Consider the following 16,777-nt stretch of genomic DNA (forward strand, 5'->3'; position numbering starts at 1 on the left):
GGAATTGTCCAATCCAAATCTTACATTTCCTTAAATAGAGACAGACAGGTTGAAACTCGCCATTCTTACCTTAGACGACATTGAAGCCGTCTTTAAGCATTTTTCAGATGAGAATGTAACAAGATTTATGGATATAAGCCCATGCAGAGATAGAAACGAAGCTGAAGAAATCATAAGATTTCACATAGAAGATACGGGGTGTCGCTGGGGGATTTTTAGCAAGAGTGATGTTTATCGGAACTTGTGGCTTCCATTGCTGGTTTCAAGGTGAACAACCTAGAGCTGAAATTGGATTTGATTTAGCAAGAGGATATTGGGGAAACCGACACCCTCAGCGTGAGTTAAAGCCGCTTAAAGTGCTACTCATTGATTCTACCACGATTTCTGTAGGAAAAACTCGACTGTCCTGGTCCCACTATTGTCTTTTTCCCATTCCTCCGCAACTTTCCTCATAGAGAACGCACACTATGCACTTCCGCCACCTCGCTTGAGACTTTTACTCCTTAGTCGATGCGCTGTAAAGCGCACTAAGAACTGTCTGGAAAGTTTACCTTGACGGTTCTTAGTGTACAAAACCAGATCTTTAATCGTGAAGGTAATGGGTTAGAGGGGCTCAACCGTCATGGCATTGTTCTTTCTGAATTTAGTTTGAGGTCTTAAGAAGACTTCAAAAAACAGCCGTAATCTTTCTGGCTATCAGATTGTCGATTGGCTAAATTGGACGATTCCCGCAGACACTTCGCTGATGATATGCTGCATCTCTCTCCACGGTGGTTGAAATTCCGTACCCCATTCAATAGTAAATCCGTAAATTTTCTCTTTGCTCGGATTAGTCATATGTCGACTGTATGCATAATCATCGGAAGTTCCAGAAGTGGGATAAAGATCGAAAGCCTGCTGTACTGTATAATTTCGCCCACGAACAGATCTAATGCCTTCATGCATAGCATTGGCTAGTCCTTGGGTTACCGTACGATCATCTCTTGGTATAAACTCCTTATAAGCACTATCCCCCTCTATACCACGAACATTATCGAATGCAGGATTTCTAAAGTTCATATTAGGATTATTTGACTGGCTTTCATCATCGCCCCAACTCGTTAATATTTTTTCTCCATGACAGTGAATATCCACATACCACTTGATTTGAGGAAAGTTATCAAATACCCAAACTACATTTTTAGTCTCTTGCTCAGATGCAGGAGCCCTGCCATGATATGTTTGGCTCATGCTGCACGGATCAGTGGACGTGTTAACTGCTGCAAGAGGAGAGAAATGTTTAGGGAAATTCCACAAAAAATCAAAATTTCGATTAATGTCCACTCCTACACAACTGTTCACTTCTCCGCTGTTAGCTGGATTCCGATTGCGTCTCCACATCGCTTCCATCGTTTGGCTGTAAAAACGCCCATCTGGATTTACATCTGGGAAAATAATGAAATCGACCGATTCAACAAGTGATTTAATCTCGTCTTGGGTGAAATTTTTCCCTCCATAGACCAATCCAGTATTTTGATCATAGGCTTCCAATAAATCAGCTGCAACGAACACACAAATTTCGCAACTTCCCCACTCGCGCGCGTGTAGACCACCTGTCAAAAATATCGCATCTTTTCTGCTTTGAAAATTGCTTGAAATTCGCAAAGCATGAGAAGTGCGCATCTCTAAACTTTTATGGGGGAGTGTAATTAATTCAGTTAAGATTGGATATTTTCGGTTTAGTGCGATTATAGCCGACTCTACTTCGTTTATATTTAAGTAAGCCACTTTTTCACCTCCTGTTAGATTATAGCATCGCTGTTAGCGCTTAATTCCTAATCCTTGAGGGGCTATGTTACCGCCCTCATAACGATCTCCGATGCCAACTTCTTGTTGTCGTTGTTCAAGCATGGAACGGCTTATATTTTCAACGACTTCAAAAGGGAACCCTAATGTTCGAACATTATCGACGTAACTATCAGGTACATAAGCTTCTATCACAAATGTGCCATTAGATTGTTGGCTAGGTCCTCCACAGTTCATATCAATAGAGCTGTTGCGGATAAGTTTCTTCATTTCTTCACGGGTGTTTGTCGTAATCATAATTTTTTTAATCATGTTTTCTCCATCAATTATTAGTATTTATAATATTTGTACGTTCACACTCTAAGTGGTTCAGGTTCAGAGTCAAAAACATTGGAGCGTTGAGCTTGACTAACTGCGCTGAAAGCATTAAGCCGACCGTATCCATATTTGTTATGATGGCCTTCAGTATCGTAATTGACTCCGCCGATTTTATCACAAGTGGAGCGCATGATTGCGCGAACTTGCTGCCAATTCAAATTGGGATTAACGGAAAGCATTAAGGCGCTTATACCAGCTGCACAAGGTGCGGCAAAGCTTGTCCCCGTACTCGTGGTATAGCCCCCGCCTGAATCTGTACTAAAAACATTTACTCCAGTTCCTAAAAAATCAAGCTCAGGCCCAAAAGCGGAGCCGTCTTCTTTATCCTGACGATTGGATCTTCCAACTCCTATTATGTCTGGATGCGAGCATACCTCATCTTGTGCAACAGGAAAATTACCATTACTTACGGCCCAAAAAATAGGTATTCCAAGTCCATTTCGGCCTTTACTCACAGCAAATTTGATGGCTCTATCTAAAACGGATGACAACGTCCAGTCTGCTCCGTTAGGACCTAAACTACAAGATATGACGTCAGCACCTACTGCATTGACATTTTCCTTTGATGGATCAGCCGCATACACAACTGATCGAGCCAGAGTAACTTGTGTTCCAACTTGGTCGGGCAGCGCTGCAATTGGAATAAATTGTGCTTTATTCGCTATGCCGCATCCACCTGTTTCATTATCTGCTCTAGCTAGGGCGATTCCAGCACAAAACGTACCATGAGCATTATTTGGATAATGGGAGAAACTATCTACAAATGTGGTTGAGCCAATTCCTTGTTCTGTGAAGTATCCTGCTCCATCGACAATTGCTTCTTTAATATCCGGGTGATTTACTTCGAATCCATTATCGATGACAGCTATCCGGACACCAGAGCCTCTTGTAATGTCCCAGGCTTGCTCAGCATGAAGATCTGCGTTTGCAATGCCTCCGTTAAAACCGTTATTCTTCCACTGCCATTGTTTATTGTAGTCAGGATCTGTAGGTTTATAGCGAGATGAAATTTGTTCAATAAATTGCGGTTCAGCAAACAAAAACTCGGGTCGCTCTTGCAATTTATTAGCTACTTCAAGAAAATCAAATTCTGCAGGAACTTTTACTTCATATAAATGCTTGTCAAATCCTAATTTATTAACAATTTCAAGATTATTTGCGGATAGCAAATCTAAGGCATCTTGTTCGGATAATTCAAATTTAAGCTGTACAGTTAAAAGATTATTCCCGATGAGCGTGCGTCCACTTGCTTGCTGGAACACTCGACCGACAGAACGGTTTGCAGAACTTCTGTGAAAGGACATGCTACTCTCCGCTGCCGCATTTATAAAATACCATCCAGCATTTTGGAAAGCTTGCTGCTCTCCTGCATCTGCTGACTCTCTTGCATTAAAAAAAGATGTTGCTTGTTCTAATTGCTGCACTAAGGGTGTATCCTCTTTATCAACTTTAACAGCTATAACGTCAGATAATTCCTTAATTTGTACTTTTTTTCCACGAACATAATATTCCCGTTTCACTCTGACCGACTCCTTTTTAAATGCATTATTGATTCTCACTAGAGATAAGGGTTATTCTAATCCAAATCCACTGACATGCGCCGGATAGAGTCGAATCCCGCCGCCCGTTCCCGGATCAGCCCCAGGGAGTTGCTGGCCGTTCGCTTGTATCCAATTGGTCCACTTTTTCAGCAATTAATGCTAGATGAACAGGATTACGCTCCTCGCCGAACAGTCAGTTCTTAGCATATCCCTCATGTTGCTCATGATTGGTTTCTATGGGGTCGCCCAAGAATCCGGACCGTTTCTTCATTCCAAGTTTGAACTCAGAATCTCAAAGAACCCCAGATCATCTGTCGGGGCTTCAACTACTCATAGGGATGTTTAGGGGGTCCAGTAAAGCTGCCATCGGGCATTTCGCCACATTTGGCTGTCCTCTTGGCATACACTCCCGTACCAAATCAACTATTGTGAAACAGCAAGGCGGCTGCAACTGCAATAAGGTCACGGTTTTCGTATAGTACATCGTCACGAGTCATGCGATGAATTGCGTCAGGTTGTATCCCAAGGTCTTCAAGGGGCAGACCGGCTTTGTCTCCCACACGTGTTGTCTGGCGGATGGCAACTCGCATTTTAGTATCACCAGGGAGTTTTTTGAAGGGTGAGTCCGATCCTGGTAGTATTTCTCTTAAAAAATCATGGGTAAAAACATTTGCACCGCCTGCCCCAGTATTATCATCGACCCCTAGAATTTTGCCAATTTTATTGTCCTGAAAACCTGCTGCAAAGATATCTGTTGTACTGTAGCAGCGAGCATCAGTAACCAAAACAGCGTTGCCATTATAATGTCGTCCAATACTGTTGGTAAGATCAGGAGATTCGATTGGGAAGCCTTGAGAGTAAATTGAGCCGGTAATAGTAGACAATTCAATGGAATTTACCCATTCTTTAGCAAATCCGTTTCCAACATCTGAATTAGCAATGGCAAGGGTTATTTCGTTATTGATAAAGTGCATTCGTTCGGCTTCAATTCGGCTAGAACTGAAGAGTTGCAGTATTCGTTCGCCGTTCATAATGATACCGCCGCCATTACCACGTACGTCAATAATTAAACCTCGTTGCGGTAGTAGTTCCAATATCCGGATCACCTCGTTGACAAAGGTCTCGGGTTCAGGATAGCTAAAGGTCCTTATACGTAGATAGCTGATTTGGCCTTGAGGTGTGTCGACTGGCCGAAATTGAAAGGTATTGGGGTAACGACTGTTACGTCTAAAGAAATCTTCCTCCTCTTTATTGGATTCGTCCCTAAGATCAGCTGCATGTTTGCTCAATTCAATGGCATTCCGGGCGAATAGAACCTTTCTGGCGTTATTGGTAAGTTCCATGTTAAGATCTAGCCCGTTAGCAGTTGCAAATTTCTCGGTTGCAGCAAGGGTTAAACTTTCGTTGAACGAGCTAATCTTATTTACTTGCCAGGATAGCTGTATTTTGTAGTTTTGACTATTACTGCAGTAACCGACAATGACCCATTGCTCGGCTGGTGGCAACGACATAGCCATTGGCCGTACGGTCATGGCGTCTAATCCTCGTACGTGCCGAGCTGCTTTGTTACTGCCAGCTTCCCGGTCGGCATTTATGGCCACCGCCTGGTCTATCGGAACTCCATTCCAATCCGTGATTTCGACGCCTGGTACAAAAGTATCATGATGGAAGGTCAGCCTCGACACGATATAGTGACGTTTATTATTGGCATCATAGAACTCCTCCATCAGGAATGGCAAAAATGCAGTATGCTGATTGTATGGAGCAGGTAGGATGTAATTTGTGTGTAGATCACGCAATTCTTTGAAGATTTGAAGCATTTCGTTGTGAAACTCTCGTTCAGATAGGGTTTTCATTTGGCGCCGCAATATCTTCAGCCTTTGCACTGGATTTACTGCATACATAGCTTTCTTTAGAGGCAGATGAACATAGACTGAGTCAATCAAAATTAGTGCCTGGTCTACGATTGTCCGGCGTTCTGTCAACGTGAGTTCCTTCGTCGTTTCTAAGAAATTAGCAAGTGTAACGGAGCCTTTAAAAAGCGGCTCTGGATTCTCAATTGTAAATACCATTGATGTTCCCTCTTTCGTTGCGGTAATTTCTTGTGCGTAAGCTTTGACTTCTGCAAGAGTAGGTTTTGTACTTTAGTCAGGAATTATTCTGAGCGTTGTCCATTTAGCATGCTGTTACAATCAGTTAAGAGTGAGTGGCAAGTCCTCATCTCTGTGTAAAAGAGCCCCACCATTGTAATCAGCCCCCCCACAGAACACCCGGCATGCCGATTTCGGTACAGTGCGCTTTCCATCGTGTACTATTTCATGGATATCGGCAAATGTTGTAGATTTGGGTAATATTTATTTTTATCTGAAGCATAATAAATACGATAAATAATGTATTTACAGGAGGTTTCCATGATTTCTGGAAAATGGATTTATAGGAGTTTTCATAACAACACTGAAAAAATAAATAATGACCCTCTAAAGGCACTTGAATTGTTATTTGGTGAGGGAGAACTAACCTTTACTTCGAAAGAATTAAATAGGTGGTCTGCTACTTTAAGTTTTGGGGACGAATGGGTAATGGATTTAGCTGGATTTATTGAAGATAGGGGATTAGCAGATGGATTTATATTAAATGGAACCGGGATTGGACGGGACAATACTAATACCGCAGGGTGGGTATATCAATATCGCGGATTCGTATTATCTCCATGGCCTGCGGGAGTCAATGAATTTCCTTCAATAGTTGGTAGCGTAATTCGTACAATTGGTCATGATAATGGAGCGGCTGGTAAAGTTGCATCATTTATTGCAGTCAAGATAGCAGATTAAATTGATAATGTTCTAATCGACTTAGAGTGATTTGCATACATGTGAAAAATTCAGCTCATAATAAAGTATTAGTGCACTATAAATACTTTAGAGAGTAAAAAGAAAGGGTTTTGAATAATGACACTACCTCAACTGCCACAATCCGTTATACAGATGATGGCGTCTAAGGAACATCGTCTGTGGCATTACCTCTGGCATGGATTACGAAACACATGGGAAATTCTGACTCCAGAAGAACAGCAAAGCTTGCTGAACGTTTATCCTGAATGGGAGCCACCTCGCCCCGCGCTAGACACTAGTAGAAATCCAATCAGAGATAATAATTCTGGTGAAGATTTTCTATACCTGCATAGAACCATGATAATGATGGTCAATGGTATTCTAGCAAACGAAGGGAATCCCAACTACCCATGGATTCAGGGGTGGAAAAAAGTCCCTCGCCCTTGGGACAACGACTATCCAGTGCCGCCGGCCTATTCATTAGGCGGTGATACCAGCGCTGACGAGAGACTTCAGAGAATAAAATCTGACGATTTCTGGCAGTCTTTTGCAATTCAGGAGCAGCGATTTACGGATCTTGATTATTTACGTAGCGTAACCCTTGGGCAACTTGGCTCCGATATAGAATGGACCATTCATAACTGGATGCACATGAGGTGGTCAGCAGAATCTCCGATGGGGTACCGACCAGATGGAGAATTAGGTGAATCTGTAGACGAAATCTGGAATCAACCAGCTTACAACTGGCTGGGTGATACATACTCCGCGCATGTTAATCCAGTATTCTGGAAACTGCATGGGTGGGTTGATGATCGAATTGATGATTGGAAGCGAGTAAACCGAGCTGAGAACTACCAGTGGAAGGGACCTGGATTGGTAATCCGGTACCACATCAGCCTCATCATCACTTTGTAATGAGAGAAATAACTGGAGAGATCGATAAGATAGAACAGTTAGCTAGCATACTAGCAAGTACAGGAAAGTGGCGTGGCTTTTTCATCCAAACTTAGTAAGTGCCAAATAGACCCCCTACCTATCTAATCGGTAATGAGAACAATGTTCTTATCCCGTGACATGATACTACCCTACATCCGAATGTTATAACCGATAAAGCCCTACTTGTTGTATAAGAGGGGCTTTGCTTGGTCTATTTTATAGGCTTGTGCTGTAAAGTTGCTATTAGTGACAACCCATGCACCATTTGCTCTATCAATCACCTTATTCATGTCTGCGATTTTACACTCCGGGATCTGGCTCTGCCCCTCTCTCTTTTCAATCTGTTTGTCATCCGTATCCTGATATCCTCTTTCTAATCCATGTGATTCTCTCTTATTCACACGCTGGAAGACGCCCAATATCCCTTGGCCAGATCATCAAATCCCCAATACTCCCGTCCCTGGGAGAGATTGGCCTCTGTACCAAGCGCGTCTTCCCATACAATGATTCGATCGTCAATCCAGCCGTGTAACTTCCAGAAATGATTATTTACATGACTTGAGAAAGGCGATCCAAGCCTATCGTTAGATGGAACGAGAGTATTCTGGGCTTCCGGTGGCGGCAATGAACTCCAGTGCAGATGCATCCACCCGTGGATGCCGAATTCCAATTCTCGACCTAAATCGTCTAGCTTTACCGATCTGAACCATTCGGGTTGGTATATCGTTCCGTCACGCGTTGTTGGTAAATATCGATGGTCCCTTGTTCTTTTGAGTTCCCGAATATTTGTAGATTAGGATTTCCCACTACAGGCATTGGTCAGACCTGATCCTTATGATCCCAAGATATTTCCAGCCATGGGGTGATGAAAGGTTTTATGTTGATGTTATGATCGTGATCATTGTGTGGATGGTTATTCTGATCAACCTACGAATTCACCATCTGAATCATCTATCTATGCATCTACAAGAAGTCGATACCCCGGAATCATTCTCAAATCAGGGAGGTTCCCAACCTTTTTTAATCATTTGCTCACGTTGTGTACGTTCTAGACCATTCCACAAATTTTAGTGCCACAAAGCGTGGTACATTCTTACACGTTCCTGGTTGCCTTGATATGGTTTTCAATGTATGTCTTCGGGGGGACATTACAGCAACTTAGCTTTTTAAATTATACGAAATTTAATTTTTAGTAATTTTAGTAAAAAAAATAGCATGTATATATTGTGCTTTTTTTACTAAATATATCACTGTTCCTGTTTCAGTAATCTTAACCCCTAAGAAAGGAAGGATTTATTTGGACCAAAAACTTAAAGAACTTTTAGATGTTAAAAGAGCTAATGAAAGTGTATTACTAAGTAAACCGAATGTCATTGGTGTTGATGTAGGGTTTAAACATGTCGGAGGGGAACGAACTGACGAGATTGCTATACGTGTATTTGTCAAAAAGAAAGAAAATGTGAAATCTAATGATGAAGTTCCTAAGACTATAAATGGCATAAAGACAGATGTTATTGAAGAAGAAGAGGTAGTATTACAAGTATTAGAAGTCCCGGTAGATGCGCCAGTTCTCGAAGTTGAAAGAGGAAGGTTTGAACCTTTAATCGGTGGAACTAGCATCGGGCCATGCAGAACTTTTATTAATAATAATGGCCAACAAGTTACTTATGTCGGTACACTTGGAGCTATCGTTAAGAAAGATAATGATAAACTTTACGCTTTGAGCAATTTCCACGTTATGTGCGTTGACAGTGCCTTTGCCCCGGGAGATGATATGACACAACCAGGTAGACCTGATGGCGGTAATTGCTCCAATGATCTAATTGGAAAACTCGATAATGCTTGTCTCAGTAGTAAATTTAATTGTCAAAGCAAACAGATTGATGCAGCTATTTGCACAATTGAAAATAGACAAGTTTCATCCGAGATATTAAATATCGGTAGGGTAAAAGGTAAGGCTTTACCAGTGTTTGGGGCAGCCGTTCGCAAACAAGGTCGTACTACTGATTTGACTTTTGGTTCTGTAGATGGTCTTGATCGCACCGTTACAATTCCTTATGGATCTAGTATCGGTTTTGTGACATTAAAAAATCAAATTTCCATTATACCGGATAAAAATCTAAATCCTAGATTTTCTGATCAAGGAGATTCAGGCTCAGTCATTGTTGATGAACAGAATCAAGTTATAGGGTTATTGTTTGGTGGTGCTATAGATGGGTCAAGAACCTTTGCAAATCATTTTGGTGAGGTTGAAGAGGCTCTCGGAATTTCACTACTTACTGAGGTCCCTGTTCATACGTAATTAAAAACAAACTAATAAGCTGCTTCAATCTAAATTAATGCTTTTTTTGAAACAAGTTTACTTTTTTAAACACTTTTCCTCTGATAAATAGGTAATTACGGTAATGAAGTCACATTGAATAATGAAGGCCCTGCTGACTACACATCAGCAGGGCTATTAGTTTATAGTATCGTTATTTTGGCTTCAATACAGTTTTTTAGTTCGTTCACATAATTTTTCTTCCAAGCATTGTCGAGTCTCAAAGTGGATATTAAGGTAGTCCTCACAGCAATTCCAAATAACAATTTTTCCTAACCACCGACCTCTTGACACAGTTTCATGTAATGGTCTGCACACAGTGCCAGTTCATCGCCATCCGTCTGTAATCGGCTTTCAAATGTTCTACCGAGTGGTATTGCCATAATACCCACATTGGCCCATGAGTGATTCAACAACAAGGATACACCTTTTCTTTAATCTCCTGGGTGTCCAGGTACCCCAGATGATTTATTCTTCACAGTAAACCTTCCTTTAAAGATTTCTATATTATCCGGAATTTTTTCAGAACCTAGCTCTCTTTATTCGATGACCTACATAATAGTATTTATTAAACTACTATAAATGTTTATTTAAGTAGATAGGCAGCACTGATTTAGCATTATAGAAATGAAGATTCTCTCTCGAAAAATGGAAGTTACCTAAATGCAAAATCCTATGATGATTAGGACAAAGAATTATAATGTTTTTTGGTGAATTATCTAACGATTTTGAGAAAAGATCTATGTGATGTGCTTCGGATACTTGAATACTGAACTCAGGATAAGAACTATACCCGCAAATCTGGCATTTTCCTTTATATATCCTTTTTAAATCCTCTATAATCCACCTTTTGTATCTTCTAGTTTTAAGAAAGGCAGTGGACTCTTCTATTCTAGCTGAATCGTCCATCGTACCAAGAATCTGAATAAGTTCATCTTCATTCATATTAGAATTAATTAAGTTCTCCAAGTACGTATGGTCAATTGTTTTAATATACTTTCTTTCTATGTTTAGATCTTGCAACTGCAAGATTGAAGGCTGTTTCGCCGACTTTTACCAATTGATGATCCACCATCGTTAGATCTAGACCAATTCTAATAGGCTGATTCTCTTGACCAATGATCGCCAAATCCTCTAGCACCAATTCAGCAAGAATAAATTTCTGTTCCTCTGTCATATAAACTCTTTGCACCAGTTTTCCAAGATGCCAATCAGCGCTATGGAATATTTTTAATTAATATCATACCTTACCAAGTTTTTATTTTCATTAAATCCCACTATGTTATTCAATGTGAGATATTAACCCATTAAAAACGGAAGATTTAAATGACAACCTCAATATTAACCTCACAAAATATATTTGGTTAGCCCTTATTCATATAGGAAAAGAGCAATCAAAATGTGATCACTCTTTTCTTATTACTATTTCACTTTTTCCATATGTTAATACCACTAATAGTTGTATTTTCTAAGCTTGATTCAAAATCAACGTGCACATCTCCAAAATCATAGGAAAGTATTTTTACCTCGTCATAATTTGAACTCTCAGTTTTTTCACCCTTTCCTAGTATCTTTTCCACATCACTAAATGTTTTCATCGGAAAGGACTTGGAACTAAATTGAATATGGCTAAGTGCATCCGTGTTTCCTTCACCAAAATGAAATGAAACATAGTCCAGTTCTTCAAAGAACCAAAAGAGACCTCCCATTTCATAATAGGATTCGCTCTTCCTAGCATTTAGTATTTCCATTACTTGAGCCTTTGTCTGCCCGAAACTTATATTATTAAAGCCAGGTAATTTGCCATGTTGCAGTCAGCAGCAAAGTTTTTATTTATATCGAGAAACATTCCAGATTCAGATTGAATTTTGGAATAAGGAACCTTTACCTCAATAAAACCCGCTACATATGAACCTATTTCATATGGGTTAAAGATTACTCCTATTCCTTCATTATAAAAATAAAAGTTTGATTTATTGATCAGAGGAAAATTTCTTGTCTTCTCAGCGAAAACATTTTTATTCGCTTGGAGCGCAAATTCAATACCTTCAAATAAGTGAAAGGCTTGTTTATTAGTTTTGACGACATTGTTTAAAAACAGTTGTGTGCCTGTTTTAAATCAAAATTGTATGTGGTAGCTTCTTCATAGCCATGCACTCCTCCTTTGTAATAAGAATCTTTGTACACAACTGAAAGAAGTTCCTTAGCATTATATTTTGTTTCAACTGTAGACGTCCTATAATAGTGGCTCTGTTGTTTTTTTAAAGTTGCATTTTCCTGTGCCGCATTCACTGCATGGATTTTCAAGATTTTATTGATTTTATTTCTTACATTCTGATCTCCACCAGTAATTTGAACATATTTTTGATCTTTATAGGAATATACTTTTGTCTGTACTACATTTACCTGGACTGCATTTGTAATGCTGATAGGCGTGATCGGTGTAATCAAGAACGTCAAACTTAACAAGGTAATAAAAATTCTACTCAGTGATAACAATCCCTTCTGTAAGTTAATAATTAGTACTAGTATGATCAATCAATTCTACGGTTCCCGATTCATATAGCGCTTGGTAGAAGTCGTCGATGATAATTCTTTTTTGTTTGTGATTCCTTCCTATGGGTCTTATTGAACTAAAAGTAAAATGAACTATATTCTTTGCCCGTGTAAGAGCGACAAAAAAAGCGGAAGTATCTTCACTCCTCTGGTTCGCATAATTAAAAAAGGCAGTATCCTCTAATCCAAGAAAGATAACCGTTTTGAATTCTAATCCCTTACTCTTGTGAATAGTCATAATTGAAACAGTATCGGTCCCAAGAAGATTATCGATTGCTACATTCATTGAGCCTGATGAGGCATCATATTCATCCCATAAAAATCCAACAAGTTTGTTTTTTAATACCTGAATGTAATTGGACCTCAAATACTGCGGGTAATATGCTTTTATAGCATCAATTGAGTAAAAATCCGAAACTTTATCAACAAGTACCATTAAATCATTCATATCTGCGAGAGCTTTTATATCGGATTTGATTAGGTTTAAAAATTGGCCAAACTCTTGTTGAGTTTTATAGTTATCCTCGGAATCGTCGTCTACCATCCTAAGATCAAACAAGACTTTTTTACAATAGCTCCAGGCAGCAGCATCACGTCGCACAGCCAAAATCAGAGTATTAATACATAACATTATAAAATCTTCTTTAAGAAAATCCTGGTAGATAACCTCATTACGGGCTTGTATTCCAAGTTTGTTTAAAGCGGTAATAATTTCACCGGAATAATCATCAACCGATCGCTTTAAAAGGATACATATATCATTAGGTTCATGACTTCCATCAGAGATATAACCTTGAACGATTTCCGATATGATCTGTGCTTCCTGAACATGGTTATCAAATAAATGAATGAAAGCCTCCCCGTCAGTAGATTGCCATTTGGAATTAGTTTGTATAAGAGAAATAGGCTCGTCCAGTCTAGAAAAAAACATCTTTTGAATCTCTACAAGTCTAGGGGCAGAGCGATGATTCATTACTAAACGATAAATTCGGGAATGGAAGTCAGACGTAAAAGTTGGGAATATCTCCTGCATTGCCCCGGCCCATACCATGATCCTCTGCTTCTTATCGCCTACCGCCGTGAGAACGCAATCAGATTTAAAAAAGCATGTTTTAACCAAATGATACTGAATACTTGTTGTATCTTGAAATTCATCCAAAAAGACGTGGCTATAAGTCATCTGGAGAGACTTTTTTAGTGTAGGATTAACCTCTAATAAATACGCTGCTAATCTTGTAAGCATTGTAAACGATAACCTAGCAGATTCCATGTACTGCCCCTTCAATAATATATTCCAAGCAGCCTGTGTAGGGAAATCAACTTCAGGAGGAATTGGCAACGGATGCTTTGCAATCTCCCTTTCCAAAAAACTATTAATATTGCTGCGGTCCATTCCTCCAGGCTCAAACCCGGCAAGGTCATACGCTCTTCTAATATCATTTTGATTACGATCTGTCACTGCAATTTCATAAAAAGCGTTTGGGCGAAAGGCTTCAGGGATGGCCATATAAAACTGATCTACAAGGCTTTTAGCAAATGCATCATATGTCATCGATTTAAAACGCCTCGAGAGTTCTGCCCCACACCGCTTCTCCACTCTTTCTGCAAGATTTTTGGCTGCATCCCTTTTAAAGCTTATGGCTAGAATTTTTTTAGAGCCCCTGCATGAATTCGTCTCAAGTAGGAAACTTGCTCTTTGGGCAAGTAATTCTGTTTTCCCAGCTCCAGGCCCAGCTATAACTAAAGCATTTTGTTCACTTTTTACTGCATCTAATGCAACTGGCTCCAGTATCAAATTATCTGAAGGCATCCAAGTGTCTTTGTTGATGTATTTCATATTAATCTTCTCTCTTGGCCATATTAAGTATTTGTTTGACTTTGGAGAGCATCCGTTTTAATGGTTCTGGTAAATTCGTTTTTAAATCGTTATCTGTGATATGAAGTAAAGCTAGTCGATGAGTAACAGGCTTTCCGCGTTGTAAGAAGAAATAATCGTACCAAACCATTAACTTCTTTTGATGATAAGAATAAGTGTCTCCACTACCTCCTCTTTTTTTCAATGTGTGATTCATTGACAATGTTAACCGTTCTTCATAACTTATCAGAGCAGGATCTTCATCCTCAATGTCTATGACTTTCCCGGCCCCATCTATGTAAGGACCTTCATTCCCTCTCAGAATGTTCTTATAAGCATCCGAGAATGCCTCCAGCATCATAAAATCTAGGTCTAGAGGGCTTGAAAAATAAATGTTGTGGCCTTCCAAAAAATTTATCCAAGATTGTTGAGTTTCGACATTCTTTTCATCCCAATTGCTCATCTCATTTAAATTAGCGACAGCTCCATTTTTCATTTTCAGCAACTTATCTCTGTTCATACCAATTTCAATTAGTTGCTCCAAAGCATACTTTACTCTCCCCCATCCTCCCCCATAACGTTCTTTATCTAAATCTAATAATGTAACAAAAGGGATATCCAATTCTTTTAAAAGTTTCCAAAAATGATTTACATGTCTTCCTCCAAGTGGTACTACAGAAATGGATAAACTATCGAGATGCTCCTCATCTTCTAGTTCAATGATTTTAGGGATAATTATTTCTTCACTATCTCCCTCACCTAAAATGACTAATTTAGAGAAATACATCTCGGGATAAGCCCTCACTGCTTCTTTAACATACTTGTAGGCTTCTTCATTTTCAGGAGATCCATTTTTTAAAGGTAGGATAATTTTTTTCACCTTTGTAATTAATTCTTTTAACGAAATGCTGAAATATCTAATGGATTCAGGTGACACTCTTTTTACAATAGAAGCGGTATGAGATGTAAGTATTACCTGAGAGTTCTTCTTAGATGCGATCCTCTTCAGATTTAAAATAATACTACCGAGTAAATGAGGTGATACGTGATTCTCAGGTTCTTCGATAGCCAGAATCGAGATAGCTGGAATCTGAAGATTAAAAACTGGACCACCATCTTCTTCGATTCCCTCTAAAGCTTGCTGCTCAATCTCCAAAAAAGTGTCTACAAGCGACAAGTAAAATAAAGACCGGAGACCGTCTCCTAGTGAATCCATTGAATACGCCTTTTGTGTTACAGAAGGCATGAAATCAACCTCAAATTTTTTAATCAACTGATCCAGATCTGTACTATTGAATCTTATATTCGCCTCTGAGTATCTAGCATCTTTATAGTACAACCTCCAATGGTCCTTCAAGGAACTCCTAACCTTTTCCAAACCTGCTTCTTCAAATAATGAATCCTCAGCTTCTTTTAGCTGATTTTTTATATTTTCTTTGGTTTCACTTGACCAATTGATTCCTTTTAACACCCTCCACAACAAAGTCCCTGTAGCATTCCTTAAAAGTGTAGAGGGATTTCGAATCGCTGGAACATAGATGATTTTGATTTGAGAAAGATCGCTCTGTGAAATTTTTGTAGTAACGTCATTGGTAGACACATAAAATATTCTACTTTCTATTAATCCGTCTGGAGTGTTACCTTGCTCCCAAGATGCTTCTAATCTTATCCTTAAGTAAGGTGCTTCTCCTGTTTTGTCCACTACAAAATGTTCAAAAAAGGTCGGTACTGCATATTGAATTTCATCACTCTCGTCCTCAACCTCTGGAAAGGAAAAATTCGCTTCAATATACAACTCCCTCTTTACGGAGTCTTCCAACACTTCATTATGAGGGACGTGAAAATCGGTTTTCTCCAGAATTTTTTCCGCATTAGTCTCACCAAACAACTTAGTCAATGCCTGTAATGCCGCACTTTTCCCACTACTATTAGATCCAATAAATGTAGTAATATCTTCAAAGTCAATAGACGTCTCCTCAGAACCATAACAACGAAAGTTACTAATAATTAATTTACTAAGTCTCATAATGTGGCGCACCTCTACTTTCTACCTATTAAGATTATAAACAACTCTATTATTCTTGTTTCAAATCGTTCAGAGTCTATAGAACTACTCACTGTATATTTCCGCACAATAAATAAGCCTTTAGTAATACTTTATTATGTAATTCTACATTCAAAGGAAATCTATGTAAACAAAATCTATTGAAACAAAAGCTGGTCTAAGGACTCATCTTAACTCAAACTCTTCTAAAAAAGCATAAAAAAGAAGAAACAGGTTTTCCTCGTTTCTTCTTTTTTTAGCGTACGCCCAGCATGGGCGTTATCTTTAGGGTGAAAGTCCCGAACGGGGGCTGGCGAGCGCCTACCGTTAGCCAAGGGCAAGGGTGTCCATCGTGAGGTGGAATCTGAAGGAAGCCGGAGGCAAAAGCACGGGCCAAGGTACACGAACTGGATTCGAGGCTGTGCCAGTCGGATGAGTCACCTCTACATGACGAAATCCAAAGCCGCCAAGGACTGGCGCGGTAAACTCCAGTGGTCGCGGGCGGAAAGATGACGCTCTTATCTGGGGAGA

At 39.5% G+C, this 16,777-nt stretch carries 17 protein-coding genes; 3 read left to right on the plus strand and 14 right to left on the minus strand.

The features are described 5' to 3' along the window. Positions 1-696: 696 nt before the first annotated feature. The 4 genes from BN1546_RS24745 to BN1546_RS24760 form a co-directional block, all read right to left on the minus strand. Positions 697-1,767, minus strand: coding sequence for a M14 family metallopeptidase (locus BN1546_RS24745; protein WP_090739072.1), 1,071 nt, complete (start codon positions 1,765-1,767; stop codon positions 697-699). Positions 1,768-1,800: 33 nt separating this feature from the next. Next, positions 1,801-2,097: a hypothetical protein gene (locus tag BN1546_RS24750; RefSeq protein WP_090739073.1), complete on the minus strand. Its 297-nt coding sequence runs from the start codon at positions 2,095-2,097 to the stop codon at positions 1,801-1,803. A 41-nt stretch (positions 2,098-2,138) separates the two neighbouring features. After that, positions 2,139-3,683, minus strand: a complete 1,545-nt coding sequence (locus BN1546_RS24755; RefSeq protein ID WP_090739074.1) for a S8 family serine peptidase — start codon at positions 3,681-3,683, stop codon at positions 2,139-2,141. Positions 3,684-4,123: 440 nt separating this feature from the next. Further along, complete coding sequence (locus BN1546_RS24760) at positions 4,124-5,776, minus strand: S41 family peptidase (RefSeq protein WP_090739075.1); 1,653 nt, start codon at positions 5,774-5,776, stop codon at positions 4,124-4,126. Between the two features lie 339 nt (positions 5,777-6,115). On the opposite strand from BN1546_RS24760, the gene BN1546_RS24765 reads away from it, so the two are divergent. Continuing rightward, on the plus strand, positions 6,116-6,535 hold the full coding sequence (locus BN1546_RS24765; protein WP_090739076.1) for a hypothetical protein: 420 nt from the start codon (positions 6,116-6,118) through the stop codon (positions 6,533-6,535). Between the two features lie 117 nt (positions 6,536-6,652). Then, positions 6,653-7,450, plus strand: a complete 798-nt coding sequence (locus BN1546_RS24770) for a Tat pathway signal protein (protein WP_255305543.1) — start codon at positions 6,653-6,655, stop codon at positions 7,448-7,450. Between the two features lie 200 nt (positions 7,451-7,650). Here the strand turns inward: BN1546_RS24770 and BN1546_RS24775 are convergent, their stop codons facing one another. After that, positions 7,651-7,872, minus strand: a complete 222-nt coding sequence (locus tag BN1546_RS24775) for a hypothetical protein (RefSeq protein WP_141651594.1) — start codon at positions 7,870-7,872, stop codon at positions 7,651-7,653. Next, positions 7,869-8,141, minus strand: a complete 273-nt coding sequence (locus BN1546_RS27145) for a hypothetical protein (protein ID WP_176702355.1) — start codon at positions 8,139-8,141, stop codon at positions 7,869-7,871. The genes BN1546_RS24775 and BN1546_RS27145 overlap by 4 nt, the downstream gene beginning before the upstream one ends. A gap of 627 nt (positions 8,142-8,768) precedes the next feature. On the opposite strand from BN1546_RS27145, the gene BN1546_RS24780 reads away from it, so the two are divergent. Continuing rightward, positions 8,769-9,773, plus strand: a complete 1,005-nt coding sequence (locus BN1546_RS24780) for a chymotrypsin family serine protease (protein WP_090739078.1) — start codon at positions 8,769-8,771, stop codon at positions 9,771-9,773. 290 nt (positions 9,774-10,063) lie between these two features. Here BN1546_RS24780 and BN1546_RS27500 read toward each other — a convergent pair whose 3' ends face one another. The 8 genes from BN1546_RS27500 to BN1546_RS24815 all read right to left on the minus strand — a co-directional run bounded on the left by BN1546_RS27500 (position 10,064) and on the right by BN1546_RS24815 (position 16,228). Then, the gene (locus BN1546_RS27500; protein WP_176702356.1) at positions 10,064-10,204 is read right to left on the minus strand and encodes a hypothetical protein; all 141 of its coding nucleotides are present in this window, start codon (positions 10,202-10,204) and stop codon (positions 10,064-10,066) included. Between the two features lie 163 nt (positions 10,205-10,367). Next, on the minus strand, positions 10,368-10,736 hold the full coding sequence (locus tag BN1546_RS28570; RefSeq protein WP_090739079.1) for an HNH endonuclease: 369 nt from the start codon (positions 10,734-10,736) through the stop codon (positions 10,368-10,370). A 43-nt stretch (positions 10,737-10,779) separates the two neighbouring features. Continuing rightward, positions 10,780-10,968: a hypothetical protein gene (locus BN1546_RS24790; protein WP_141651596.1), complete on the minus strand. Its 189-nt coding sequence runs from the start codon at positions 10,966-10,968 to the stop codon at positions 10,780-10,782. Between the two features lie 250 nt (positions 10,969-11,218). Further along, positions 11,219-11,542 (minus strand): hypothetical protein, encoded by a 324-nt coding sequence (locus BN1546_RS24795; protein ID WP_090739081.1) that lies wholly within the window; start codon positions 11,540-11,542, stop codon positions 11,219-11,221. Between the two features lie 26 nt (positions 11,543-11,568). Next, complete coding sequence (locus BN1546_RS28575) at positions 11,569-11,892, minus strand: RsiV family protein (RefSeq protein WP_090739193.1); 324 nt, start codon at positions 11,890-11,892, stop codon at positions 11,569-11,571. Then, positions 11,883-12,242 carry a polysaccharide deacetylase family protein gene (locus BN1546_RS24805; RefSeq protein WP_176702357.1) on the minus strand — a complete coding sequence of 120 codons (360 nt, stop codon included), beginning with the start codon at positions 12,240-12,242 and terminating at the stop codon, positions 11,883-11,885. Before BN1546_RS24805 ends, BN1546_RS28575 begins: the two co-directional genes overlap by 10 nt. 61 nt (positions 12,243-12,303) lie before the next feature. Next, positions 12,304-14,184 (minus strand): UvrD-helicase domain-containing protein, encoded by a 1,881-nt coding sequence (locus BN1546_RS24810; RefSeq protein WP_090739083.1) that lies wholly within the window; start codon positions 14,182-14,184, stop codon positions 12,304-12,306. A 1-nt stretch (position 14,185) separates the two neighbouring features. Further along, positions 14,186-16,228 (minus strand): ATP-dependent nuclease, encoded by a 2,043-nt coding sequence (locus BN1546_RS24815; protein ID WP_090739084.1) that lies wholly within the window; start codon positions 16,226-16,228, stop codon positions 14,186-14,188. Between the last annotated feature and the right edge of the window lie 549 nt (positions 16,229-16,777).

Source organism: Paenibacillus sp. Mc5Re-14 (genome assembly GCF_001049835.1).
GTDB lineage: Bacteria > Bacillota > Bacilli > Paenibacillales > Paenibacillaceae > Paenibacillus > Paenibacillus polymyxa_C.